Source organism: Pseudomonas sp. S150 (assembly GCF_004526365.1).
GTDB lineage: Bacteria > Pseudomonadota > Gammaproteobacteria > Pseudomonadales > Pseudomonadaceae > Aquipseudomonas > Aquipseudomonas putida_A.
The window spans coordinates 3,225,600-3,239,208 of record NZ_CP038207.1 but is presented as its reverse complement, the minus strand read 5'-3'; the positions used below and the strand labels follow the sequence as shown (position 1 = coordinate 3,239,208).

General features: G+C 65.1%; 1 protein-coding gene and 1 pseudogene (1 of these 2 running past the window's edge). Both read right to left on the bottom strand.

The genetic code is table 11. The annotated features are described in order from the left end of the window. On the bottom strand, positions 1-598 hold the 5' portion of the coding sequence (locus E3Z29_RS14775) for a non-ribosomal peptide synthase/polyketide synthase (protein WP_134786122.1). Its footprint begins 17,246 nt before the window's first position; the window shows 598 of its 17,844 coding nt (coding positions 1-598); its start codon is at positions 596-598; the stop codon falls past the left edge of the window. Then, a pseudogene (locus E3Z29_RS14770) lies at positions 595-13,609 on the bottom strand (amino acid adenylation domain-containing protein). Before E3Z29_RS14770 ends, E3Z29_RS14775 begins: the two are co-directional and overlap by 4 nt.

Sequence of the window (13,609 nt, the reverse complement as noted above, 5' to 3'; positions counted from 1 at the left end):
TGGCGGCGTCTGGCAGCGTCACTTCTTCCACCGGCAGTTCGGCCCGGCGCCAGACCACCTGCACCGGCGCGTCCAGCCCTGCCCAATGCACAGCGGTGCGCAGAATGTCATGGCGGTCGATCACGCTTTGCAGGGCCTGGGCGAACGCCTGAAAACGCTCACGGCTGTCAAAGGCAAAGTGCGACTGCATGACGTACGGATCGCCCTCTCCGCCACTGACGTGGTGATAAAGGATGCCTTCCTGCAACGGCGCCAGCGGGTAGATGTCCTGCACGTTGGCGGCGCCGCCGGGGACTTGTGTGACGAGGTGGTCGATGGTGGTTTGATCGAGTTCGACCAGCGTCAGCATCGCCGGGGTGATGCGCGTGGTATCCGAGGCGATGCCATTGGCCGGCACCTCGACCTGGCCGTGCTTGCTGGCCGAGTACTGCCCGGCCTTGATCAGCTCGATCAGCGCCGGTTTGTGCTCGCGCAACAGCGCCAGCAACGCCGGGTCGTTCAACGCCTGCTTGTTGCCGTTGACCCGCAATTGGTCGTCCGCGACCGCCAGCTGGATATCTTTAGCCTTCAATGTGGCCAACAGTTCGATCACGTTCACAGGACGATCTCCATTCGTTCGGTAATTGCGGCGTAGCCGGCCAGGGTCGGATGTTCGAACAGCGACCTGACATCGGCTTCCATGCCTTCCTGACGCAGCCGGCCGATCAGACTGACCGCCAGCAGCGAGTGACCACCCAGTTCAAAGAAATGATCGTGGCGCCCTACCCGCTCGACGTTGAGCAACTCGGCCCAGAGCCGTGCGAGGGTGATTTCGACGTCGCCCACCGGGGCTTCGTATTCGCGCACCGGCAATGCGGCCTGATCCGGGGCCGGCAGTGCCTTGCGGTCGAGTTTGCCGTTGGGGCTCAGCGGCAACGCATCGAGATGCACGAACAGCGCGGGCACCATGTAGTCCGGCAGATGCTCCAGCAAGTGGCTGCGCAGCACGTCGATTTCCAGGCGTGCCCCGGTGTAGTACGCCACCAGACGCTTGTCGCCGGATGCGTCTTCGCGGGCCAGTACGGCGGCTTCCTGAATGCCGTCGATCTGGGTCAAACGCGCCTGAATCTCGCCGAGTTCGATGCGCAAGCCACGGATCTTCACCTGATCGTCGTTGCGGCCCAGGTATTCGATATTGCCGTCCGGCAGATAGCGGGCGACGTCGCCGGTGCGGTACATCCGCCCATTGGACTGGAACGGATCGGTGAGGAAGCGTTCGGCGTTCAGTTGCGGACGGTTCAAATAACCGCGCGCCACCTGCACGCCGCCGATGTACAGCTCGCCGACCACACCGTGCGGCACCGGTTGTTGCTGGGCATCGAGGATGTACATGCGGGTGTTGGCGATCGGTTTGCCGATCGGTGTGTTGTCCGGGGTGTTTTCCAGCGGCCCGGCGCAGTTCCACGCGGTCACGTCCACCGCCGCTTCAGTCGGGCCGTAGAGGTTGTGCAATTGACTGCCAGGCAGTTGCTGTTTGAAGCGCCGCACAACGCTGCCCGGCAACGCTTCGCCACTGCACATGACTTGCCGCAGGCTGTTGCAGCGTGCGGTGTCGGCGTGAGCGAGGAAAACGTCGAGCATCGATGGGACAAAGTGCAGCGTGGTGATGTTTTCACGCTCGATCACTTCACTGAGGTACTGCGGATCCTTGTGCCCCTCGGGCCGGGCCATGACCAATCGAGCGCCAGTCATCAGCGGCCAGAAGAATTCCCAGACCGAGACGTCGAAGCTGAACGGGGTTTTCTGCAACACCGTATCGGCTGCCGACAGTTGATAAGCGTCCTGCATCCACAGCAAACGGTTGACCACCCCGGCGTGTTCGTTGATCACGCCTTTTGGTTGGCCAGTGGAACCGGAGGTGTAAATCACGTAAGCAGTGTGCTGCGCGGTCAACTCAGCGAGCGATAGATTGTCAGTCGGCAGCGACTGCCAGTGCGGCTGATCCAGATCGATCACCGGCACGGCGACTTCGCCGAGCAACGAACGCGTCGACCCCTGCACCAGCACCGCCAGCGGCGCGCTGTCCTCCAGCATGTAGGCCAGACGTTCCAGCGGATACGCCGGGTCCAGCGGCACATAACCGCCGCCAGCCTTGAGGATCGCCAGCAGCCCGACCACCATGTCCAGACCGCGTTCGACGCAGATCGCCACCCGCGCATCCGGCCCTACGCCCAATTCGCGCAGGTGCCGCGCCAGTTGATTGGCTCGGCCGTTGAGTTCGGCGTAGCTCAGTTGCTGCTCACCCGCGACCACGGCGGGTGCCTGCGGCGAGCGCGCCGCTTGCGCTTCGAACAAGCCATGAATGGTCTGCTCAAGGTCGTAATCGACGTCCGTGGCATTGAGGCCGAACAGCAACTGCTGGCGCTCGGCATCCGCCAGCACCGGCAGGCGATTCAGGGCCTGCTGCGGTGTCTGCTCCAGCGCTTCGACCAGCCCCGCCAACGCCTGCTGCATGTAGCCACACACCCGCGCCGCGCCAATCTGCGCAGGGGTCATGGCCGTGAGGTCAAAGCCCTGACCCAGGTCATCGACGTTGAAGCTCAGCGGATAGTTGGTTCGTTCCTCGCTGGACAGATTTTCGATGCCTTGCCAGGCCAGGCGATTGGCTTGCAACTGTTCCGCGCTGACGCTGTGCCGGTAGTTGAGCATGGCGCTGAACAGCGGCGACGGCGCCGCCACCCCGCTGCAACGCTGGGCCAATGCCAACGACGCATGTTCATGGCCGAGCAATGCGGTCAGTTGCGCATGGGTGGCGCGCACCCCGGCACGCACCGAAACATCGCCCAAATCCACCCGCAGCGGCAGCGTGTTGATGAACATTCCCAGACCGCGATCAGCGCCGGTACCGCCCTGCATCCGCCCCAACAGCACGGTGCCGAACACCACGCGCTCATGTCCGGAAGTCGCCGCCAATACCTGGGCAAACGCCAGATGGAACAGGCTCGCGACGCTCACACCCAACTGCCGCGCCTGGCTGCGCAAGCGCCGCGCCAAGGCTTCGGGCACGCGCTGACGGACTTCTTCGATGTCATGGCCGTCACCGTGCACGTCCAGCAGACCGAACGGCAGCGTTGGCTCGTCGATCTCGCCGAGCATCGCGCGGAAGAATGCTTCATGCTCCTGCTCGCTGACACCCAGCCGGGTCTGCGCCACGTAATTGCGATACGGCACGGCGGGTATCAGCGCTTCGCCGTGACCGAAGAGCAGCGCCTGCAGTTCCTGCTGCACCACTTCCAGCGCCGTGTGATCCATGGCGATGTGATGGAACAGCAGCATGGCGACCACCCGGTCGTTGGCCGGATCTTGCGCATACACCAGACGAATCAACGGCGCCTGACTGAGGTCGATGCGGTAATGCCGCGCGTCGAAACGCTCAAACAATTGCGCGAGTACGTCGCCGCCCGCCGGATCGAATGCAACCTCCTGCAGCGGCAGCTCGGCTTCACGCCAGACCACTTGCACCGGCGTCGCCAGCCCTTCCCAGACCACACCGCTGCGCAGAATGTCGTGCCGGGTCATGACCTGACGCAGCGCGGCGGCAAAGGCCTGCAAGCGTTCAAGGCTGTCGAATGCCAGGCGTGATTGCAGCAGGTATGGATCGCCCTGCGCGGCGCTCAAGTGGTGATAAAGGATGCCTTCCTGCAACGGCGCCAGCGGATAAATGTCCTGCACATTGGCGGCACCACCCGGCACCGTGGCGACGATACGCTCGATGCTCTGCTGATCCAGTTTCAGCAGGGTCAGCATGTCTGGAGTGATATGCGTGCAACCAAACGGAATCAGGTTGTCCGGCACCGCGACTTCGCGACCGCTGCCGACGGCGGCAGCCAGCGCGGCGAGGGTCGGCTGGCTGAACAGCACGCGCACGTCAGTGCTCAGGCCGAGCTGACGCATGCGCTCGATCAGAGCCACCGCCAGCAGCGAGTGCCCGCCCAGTTCAAAGAAGTTGTCGTGCCGCCCGACCTGTTCCACCTGCAGCACCTCGGCCCAGACCTGCGCCAGCGCGGTTTCCACCGGCCCTTGCGGGGCTGCGTATTCGCGACTGAGCCAGGCGTCCTGATCCGGTTCGGGCAAGGCCTTGCGGTCGAGTTTGCCGTTGGCGGTCAGCGGCAGCGCCTCAAGCCGGACGTAGGCTGCCGGCACCAGTGCCTGCGGCAGACGCGCTTGCAGATGCGCGCGCAGCTCCTCGATATCGACTGCTGTGCGGGCAGTAAACCAGGCGATCAACCGCGCCTCGCGCACCAGCACCACCGCGTCCTGCACCGCCGGATGGCTGGACAGCGCGGCTTCGATTTCACCCAGTTCCACCCGCACGCCGCGCAGTTTGACCTGATCGTCGTTACGCCCCAGGTACTCGATATTGCCGTCGGCCAGCCAGCGCGCGAGATCGCCAGTGCGGTACATGCGCGCCTGCGGTTCGTCACTGAACGGGTCTTCGAGGAAGCGTTCGGCGGTCAGTTCGGGACGGTTCAGATAACCACGGGCCACGCCCGCGCCACCGACGTACAACTCGCCCGCCACGCCAACCGGCACCGGACGTTGCTGTTCATCGAGCAGGTAAACCCTGGCGTTGCTGATGGGCCGGCCGATGTGCAGCAATTGCCCGGCATGGATTTGACCGGAAGTCGCAACCACCGTGGCCTCGGTCGGGCCGTAGTTGTTGATCACGTCAAAGGTCTGCTCACGCGAGAACTGCCGCAACTTGTCGCCACCGATCAACAGCGTGCGCAAGGTCGGGTGACCCAACTCACGACTGAAGGCGTATTCGGCAATCGGCGTCGGCAGGAAACTTACCTGCAACGGCTGCGCGCGCCACCAGTCGAGCAGTTCATCGAGGTGTTCGTTGCTGATCGACGGCGGCGGCAGGTGCAGGGTCGCGCCGACACACAGCGCCGGCCAGACCTCCCAGGCCATCGCGTCGAAACCGCAACCGGCGACGCTCGCAGTGTGGCTGCCGGCGCGCAGGTCGAACGCCTCACAGTGCCAGTGCACAAGGTTTTCCAGGGTTGCGTGTTCGACCATCACGCCTTTCGGCTGGCCGGTCGAACCCGAGGTGTAGATCACGTAGGCCAGATGCGCCGGGGTCAGCGTCGGCAGTTGCGGATTGGTAGCCGGCAGGTGTTGCCAGAGGGCGTTGTCCAGATCGATCACCGGCACCCGGCCCAGCAGCTCGCGGGTTGCGCCCTGCGCCAGCACCGCCACCGGATCGCTGTCCTGCAACAGGTAGGCGATGCGTTCGGCCGGGTACGCCGGATCGACCGGCACGTAACCGGCGCCGGCCTTGAGAATCGCCAGCAGCGCCACCAGCATCTGCGGGCTGCGTTGCAGGCACACGGCAATCCGGTCGTCCGGCTGCACGCCGAGGCCGAGCAAGTGATGCGCCAGGCGATTGGCCTGCTGATTAAGTTGCGCATAGGTCAGTTGCTGCGTGCCCTGCACCACCGCCAATGCCTGCGGCTGCTGCTCGGCCTGCGCTTGCACCAGCGCCTGAATCGTCGCCCCGCGCGGGTAGGCTGCCGCAGTCGGGTTGAAACCGACCAGCAAGCGCTCGTATTCCTCGACCGCAAGAATCGGCAAGCGGTTGAGCGGACGTTGCGGCGCCTGTTCCAGCGCGTGCACCAGATGCTCCAGCGCGGTGTGCATGTAGCCGCAGATCCGTTGCGCGCCGATCTGCGCCAACGCCAGCACGGACAGGGAAAAGTCTTCGCCGAGATCGTCGACGCTGAGGGTCAGCGGATAGTTGCTGCGCTCTTCGCCGCCAAGCAATTGCACGCCTTCCCAGATGCCCTGACCGTCATGCGGCTGCGCTTCGGCAGCGGTATGCCGGTAGTTGAGCAGTGCGCTGAACAGCGGCGCCCCGGACACCGCGCTGCAACGCTGGGCCAGCGCCAATGGCGCGTGTTCATGGGCCAGCAACGCGGTCAGCCGTGCGTGGGTAGTCTTGACCGCAGCGCGCACGCCTTCGCTGACATCCACCCGCAGCGGCAAGGTATTGATGAACACGCCGAGGGTGCGATCCGCGCCCTCACCGCCCTGCAAACGCCCCAACAGCACCGTGCCGAACACCACGTCGCGGCGGTTGGCAAGCACCCCCACCACCTGCGCCCAGGCCAGGTGCATCAAGCTCGCCGGACTGACACCCAACTGCCGCGCCTGTTCACGCAGACGCAGGGTCAACCCGGCATCGACGGCTTGCTGCGCCTCTTCAATGTTGCCGCCATCGCCTTGCACGTCATGCAGACCGAACGGCAAGGTCGGTTCATCGATATCGCCGAGCATGTCGCGGAAGAACGTTTCGTGCTCCTGCTCGCTGGCGCCCAGACGCGCCTGCGCCACGTAGTTGCGGTACGGCATCGGCGTGCCGAGGCTGTCAGCCTGATCGAACATGAAAGCACGCATTTCCTGGCCCACCACCTCCATGGCGGTATGGTCGAGAATCAAGTGCTGGAACAGGATGATCGCCACCACCCGTTGCTGCGCCGGGTCTTCGGCATAGACGATGCGCATCAGCGGCGCCTGGCTCAGGTCGAGGCGGTTGTGCCGGGCATCGAACCGCGCGTGCAACTGTTCGAGGACGTCGCCCTGCGCCGGATCCAGCGGCACCGCTTGCACCACCACCGGCGCCTGACGCCAGACCACTTGCTGCGGACTCGCCAGCCCTTCCCAGACCACACTGGTGCGCAGAATGTCGTGGCGCGCGATGACCTGCTGCAAGGCTTGGCTGAACGTGCGCAGGCGCTCGACGCTGTCGAAGATCAGCCGCGATTGCAGCAGGTACGGATCGCCCTGTTCGGCGCTCAAGTGGTGGTAAAGAATGCCTTCCTGCAGCGGTGCCAGCGGATAGATGTCCTGCACGTTGGCGGCCCCGCCCGGCACGGTGGCGACGATACGCTCGATGCTGGCCTGATCGAGTTCAGTCAGGCTGAGCATGTTCGGAGTGATGTGCGTGCAGCTCGGCGGAATGCGGTTGGCCGGCACCTCGATTTCGCGACCGCTGCCCACAGCGGCGGCCAATGCGGCCAGGGTCGGCTGATTGAACAGCACGCGAACGTCGGCCGCGAGGTCGATCTGGCGCATGCGTTCGATCAGGCTCACCGCCAACAGCGAATGCCCGCCCAATTCGAAGAAGTTGTCGTGGCGCCCGACCCGCTCGACTTTCAGCACGTCGATCCAGATCTGCGCCAGCGCGTTTTCCACGGCACCTTGTGGCGCTTCATATTCGCGGCTGAGCCATGCGCCGTGCTCCGGTTCCGGCAAGGCCTTGCGGTCGATCTTGCCGTTGGCGGTCAGCGGCAATGCGTCCAGCCGCACGTAAGCCGCCGGCAACAGCGCATCCGGCAAGCGAGCCTGTAAATGCGAGTGCAACTGTTGAATATCGACCGCCGTGCGCTCGGTGAACCACGAAATCAGCCGTCCATCGCGAACCAGCACCACCGCCTCTTGCAGCGCAGCGTGGCTGCCGAGCGCGGCTTCGATTTCACCGAGTTCGATACGCACGCCACGCAGTTTGACCTGATCGTCGTTGCGCCCCAGGTACTCGATATTGCCGTCGGCCAGCCAACGCGCCTGATCGCCGGTGCGGTACATGCGTGCCTGCGGCTCGTCGCTGAACGGATCGAAGAGGAACTGCGCAGCGCTCAGCTCGGGGCGATTCAGATAACCCCGCGCCACGCCCGCTCCACCGACATACAACTCGCCCGCCACGCCCACCGGCACCGGACGCTGCTCGGCGTCCAGCACATAGATTCTGACGTTGGCGATCGGCCGGCCGATATGCAGCGGCTGATCCAGTTCGACCGGCCCCGAGGTGGCGACCACCGTGGCTTCGGTCGGGCCATAGTTGTTGATCACTTCGAAGGTTTGCTGGCGACTGAACTGACGCAGTCGGTCGCCGCCGATCAGCAGCGTGCGCAAGGTCGGGTGCTGCAATTGCCGGCTGAACGCGTATTCGGCCACCGGCGTCGGCAAGAAGCTGACCTGCAACGGCTGCGCGCACCACCAGTCGAGCATCTCGTCGAGGTGCTCGTTGCGGATCGACGGCGGCGGAAGGTGCAAGGTCGCGCCGACACACAGTGCCGGCCAGACTTCCCAGGCCATCGCATCGAAACCGAAGCCGGCGACACTCGCAGTCTGGCTGCCGGCCTGCAAGTCGAAGGCTTCAGCGTGCCAGTGCACGAGGTTTTCCAGGGTCGCATGCTCGACCATCACCCCTTTCGGTTGGCCGGTGGAGCCGGAGGTGTAGATCACGTACGCCAGATGCTTCGGCGTCAATGCCGGCACCTGCGGATTGGCATCCGACAGGTGCTGCCAGAGGTCGCGGTCCAGATCGATGACCGGCACGCCACCGAGCAGATCGCGAGTCGACGCCTGCGCCACCACCGCCACCGGGGCGCAGTCCTGCAACAGGTAGGCGATGCGTTCCGGCGGATACGCCGGATCGACCGGCACATAACCGGCGCCGGCCTTGAGGATCGCTAGCAACGCCACCAGCATGTCCGGGCTGCGCCGGGCACACAGGGCGACCCGGTCATCGGGCTGCACGCCAAGGCCGATCAGGTGATGCGCCAGACGATTGGCCCGCTGATTGAGTTCTCCATAGCTCACCTGCTGCGCACCTTGCACCGCCGCCAATGCCTCGGGGTGCGCGGCCGCCTGGGCCTCGAACAAACGCTGCACGGTTTGCGCCGGCGCGGGTAGTCGCGACCGGTGATGTTAAAGCCGACCAGGACCCGCTGCCGCTCGCTCGGCGACAGCACCGATATCTGCCGCAGCGACGTTGCTGGCGAGTGCTCCAGAGCGGTCAGCAAGTTGTGCAGCGCGGTTTGCAGGTAGTCGCAGACCCGCGCGCCATCCACTTGCGGCACCGCTTGCACGCTCAGGCGGAAACCGGTGCCGAGGTCATCGACGCTGACCACCAGCGGATAGTTGCTGCGCTCGCGAGCTGAGAATCTCGATCCCGTCCCAAGTCACGCCTGCCGGTTCCGCCGCGCTGTGACGATAGTTGAGCAAGCTGCTGAACAGCGGCAGCGACGCGGCAACACCGCTGCAACGCTGGGCCAGCGACAGCGAGGCCTGCTCATGCGCCAGCAATTGCGCCAGACGCTCATGAGTAGCGCGCACGCCTTGCTCTACCGAGGTAGCGCCAACACTGACCCGCAACGGCAAGGTGTTGATGAACATGCCGAGTGCGCGATCGGCGCCCTCGCCGCCCTGCATGCGCCCGAGCAGCACGGTGCCGAACACCACCTCTTCGCGCCCCGAAACCTGCGCCAGCACCTGGCCCCAGGCCTGGTGCACCAGACTGGCCGCGCTGATGCCGAGGCGGCGCGCCTGCTCGCGCAACCGCTCGGCCACGCCGGCGTCCAGCGCCTGCTCACTGTCAATGATCGTGCTGCCATCGCCATGCACATCCTGCACACCGAAGGCCACGGTCGGCTCGTCGATGTCGCCGAGCATGTCGCGGAAGAACGCTTCATGCGCCTGGGCATTGGCCTGTTGCTGCGCCTGCGCCACGTAGTTGCGGTACTGCACCGGCATCGGCAAATCGGCGCCGCTCGGGTACAGGCTGTCGTTCATTTCCGCGAGCAACACTTCCAGTGCGGTGTGGTCGAGCACGATGTGGTGCAGCAACAGGATGCCGACCCAGCGCTGTTGTTCACGGTCTTCGGTGTAGGCCAGACGCATCAGCGGCGCCCGGCGCAGGTCGAGGCGGTAGTGCCGTGGATCGAACCGCGCCTGCATCTGCTCCAGCACATCGCCCTCAAGCAGGTCGGCATCGACCCGTTCCAGCGCCAGCGGCGCCTCGCGCCAGACCACTTGCACTGGCTCCTCAAGCCCTTCCCAAACCACGCTGGTGCGCAGAATGTCGTGGCGCTCGATCACCGCATTCAACGCACGGACGAAAGCCTTGATCTGTGCCAGACCGGCGAAGGCGAATTGCGCCTGCAGCACGTACGGATCCCCGGCGCTGGTCGCCAGATGGTGGTAGAGAATCCCCGCCTGCAACGGCGCCAGGCCGTAAATATCCTGCACATTGCCGACGCCGCCGGGCACACTGGCGACCACGCGGTCGATGGCGGCCTGATCCAGCGTGGCCAGCGGCAGCATGTCCGGGGTGATCCGCGTGCAATCGGCGGCAATCAGATTTTCTGGAACCCGTAGGGCGTGACTGTGACTCAAGGTCGCCGCCAGCGCCGCAACGCTCGGCTGGCCGAACAGCACGCGCACGTCGCACTGCAAGTCGTGCTGGCGCATGCGTTCGATCAGTTTCACCGCCAACAGCGAATGGCCGCCGAGTTCGAAGAAATTGTCGTGCCGCCCGACCTGCTCGACACCGAGCAGGCTCTGCCAAATCCCGGCAATCAGGGTTTCGACTTCCCCCACTGGGACTTCGAAACCGCGACGGGCGAACGCATCGCTGTCCGGTTGCGGCAAGGCTTTGCGATCAAGCTTGCCGTTGGTGGTCAGCGGTATGGCGTCGAGGCGCACAAAGGCGCTCGGCACCATGTAGTCGGCGAGCGACAGCAGCAACTCGTCGCGCAATTGCGCGGCGCTCGGTTCAGTGCCTGCGGCGGCCAGCCAGTAGGCGACCAGACGCTTGTCACCGGGACTGTCTTCGCGGGCGATCACCAGCGCTTCGCGCACCCCGGCGCAGGCGGCGAGGCGAGCTTCGATTTCACCGAGTTCGATGCGGAAACCACGGATCTTCACTTGATCGTCGTTGCGCCCGAGGTATTCGAGGCTGCCGTCCGTGGTCCAGCGCGCCAGGTCACCGGTCTTGTACAGACGCGCCTCGGCACGGCCGCTGAACGGGTCGGCGATAAAGCGTTCAGCAGTCAGCGCTTCACGATTGAGGTAACCCCGGGCAACCCCGGCGCCGCCGACGTACAACTCGCCGATCACGCCGACCGGCACCGGTTCGCGCTGCGCGTCGAGCACGTACAGCTGCAGGTCGGGGATGCCGACGCCGATCGGGCTGCGTCCGACCAGCAGCGCGTCCGCTGCCTGCAGTGGGCGATAGGTCACGTGCACCGTGGTTTCAGTGATGCCGTACATGTTCACCAGCCGCGTACCGGCATTGCCGACCCGCGCGTACCACGGTTTGAGCAGGCCCGGTTCCAGCGCTTCGCCGCCGAAAATCACTTCGCGCAACGAGTGCTGCAACGGGCTGCGGCCCTGCGCGGCGATCAACTGGCGGAAGGCGCTCGGGGTCTGATTGAGTACGGTCACGCCGCTACGGCACAGCAATGCGTAGCAGTCGTCCGGCGAGCGGCTCACGGCCTGCGGCACCAGCAACAACTGGCCGCCAAACGCCAGCGCACCCCAGATTTCCCACACCGAGAAATCGAAGGCGAAGGAATGGAACAGCGCCCACACGTCTTGCGGGTTGAAGTTGAACCAGTCGTGGGTCGCCGAAAACAGTCGCACCACGTTGCGGTGTTCGACCATCACGCCTTTGGGTAGCCCGGTGGAACCCGAGGTGTAGATCACGTAGGCAAGATGACTCGGGCTCAGCTCGGGAATCTGCGGATTGCTGCTGAGTTCAGCCTGCAACTGCACGCTGTCCAGATCGATGATCGGCACGCCAAGCGCGCCAACCCGGTCCAGCGTATCGGCCTGGGTCAGCACCGCCACCGGGGCGCTGTCCTCCAGGGTGTAAGCGATGCGCTCCAGTGGATACGCCGGGTCGATCGGCACGTAACCGGCGCCCGCCTTGAGGATACCGAGCAGGCCGATGATCATCTGCGGGCCGCGCTCGACGCAGATCGCCACGCGCTGATCCGGACGAATCCCCCGCGCCAGCAGGTGATGCGCAAGCTGATTGGCGCGGCGATTGAGTTCGCCATAGCTCAGCGTCTGCTCCTCGAACAGCAGCGCTGTGGCCTCGGGGCGCGCCGCCGCGTGGGCTTCAAACTGCTGGTGAATCAGCGGGGTTTCCGGGAACTGTGGCAACGGCGAGTTGACCCCGTGCAGCAGATAATCGCGCTCGGTCGCCGGCAGAATGTTCAGACGTTGCAGCGGCGCATCCGGGGTCGATTGCAAGGCCTGCAGCAGGCTGTGCAACGCGGTGTGCAGATAAGCGGCGATGCGTTGCGCGCCCAGCGCCGCATCCGCCAGCGCGGTGATGCGCAAGTCTTCGCCGAGGTCGTCGATGTTGATCGTCAGCGGGTAGTTGGTGCGTTCGCGGGCGCCCAGCACTTGCACGCCGGGGGCCAGTTCGCTGACCTCGGCGATCTCTTCGCTGCTGCTGTGGCGATAGTTGAGGATCGCGCTGAACAACGGCGTCGGCACCGCCACCGCACTGCAACGCTGGGCCAGGGCCAGCGAGGTCTGTTCATGGCCGAGCAACGCGGTCAGGCGTCGATGGGTGGCCAGCACCCCGGCACGCACGCCGTCCTGCCCGACATCCACGCGCAGCGGCAATGTGTTGATGAACATCCCCAGCGCCTGTTCGCCGCCCTCGCCCGCCTCCATCCGCCCCAGCAGCACAGTGCCGAACACCACAGCCGTGCGCCCGGACAACTGGCCGAGCACCCGCGCCAGCGCCAGGTGCATCAGGCTCGCCACACTGACGCCGAGCTGACGTGCCTGGCCGCGCAGTTGCCGGCTGAAATCGGTGTCGAGCATCAGCAAGGCTTCTTCGATGCCTTGGCCATCGCCCTGCACATCCTGCAGACCACAGGGCAAGGTCGGCTCGTCGATGTCGGCGAGCATCTCGCGGAAAAACCCTTCATGGGATTTTTCGTCCAGGCCCATGCGCGCCTTGGCCAGGTGATCACGGTACGGCACCGGCGGCCCGACCTGCGCGGTCTGGCCCAGCAGATGCGCGCGGGTTTCACGGCGCACCACGTCGAGCGCGACGTGGTCCATGATCAGGTGATGAAACAGCAACAGCGCGACCACGCGCCCCGTTGGCCGGATCCATGGCGTACACCAGACGCAGCAGCGGCGCCTGCCGGATGTCGAGGCGGAAGAACCGTGGGTCGTGGCGCTCCAGCAGTTGCGTCAACACATCCGCGCCCGGGTCGAGGGCGATTTCTTCGCAGTGCAGACGAGCCTGACGCTGCACCACTTGCAGCGGTTCATCCAGGCGTTCCCAGACGAACGAGGTCCGCAGGATGTCGTGGCGTTCGATCATCCATTGCAGCGCCTCGGCGAAAGCCTCCAGCCGTTCGCGGCTGTCGAAGGCGAATCGCGCTTGCGACACGTAGGGGTCACCGGCGGGCGCCGACAGGTGCAGATAGAGCATGCCTTCCTGCAGCGGCGCCAGCGGGTAAATGTCCTGCAGGTTGGCGGCGCCGCCGGGTACTTTGGCTACCAGGCGATCGATGGTCGGCTGATCCAGAGTCACCAGCGGCAGCATGTCCGGGGTGATGCGAAACGCCGGGCTCAGCCAGTCGCCACCGTTTTGCGCGACCAGTTCCAGCAACTGCGCCTTGTGTTCGCTGAGGCTGTCCCACAACGCATCGTCCAGCGCGTCGTCGCTGCCCAGAATGACCAGGTCTTCATCTTCCTGTTGAAGGCGGATCGCATGGGTGGAAAGAACAGCCATCAGTTCGCTGAAATGCAT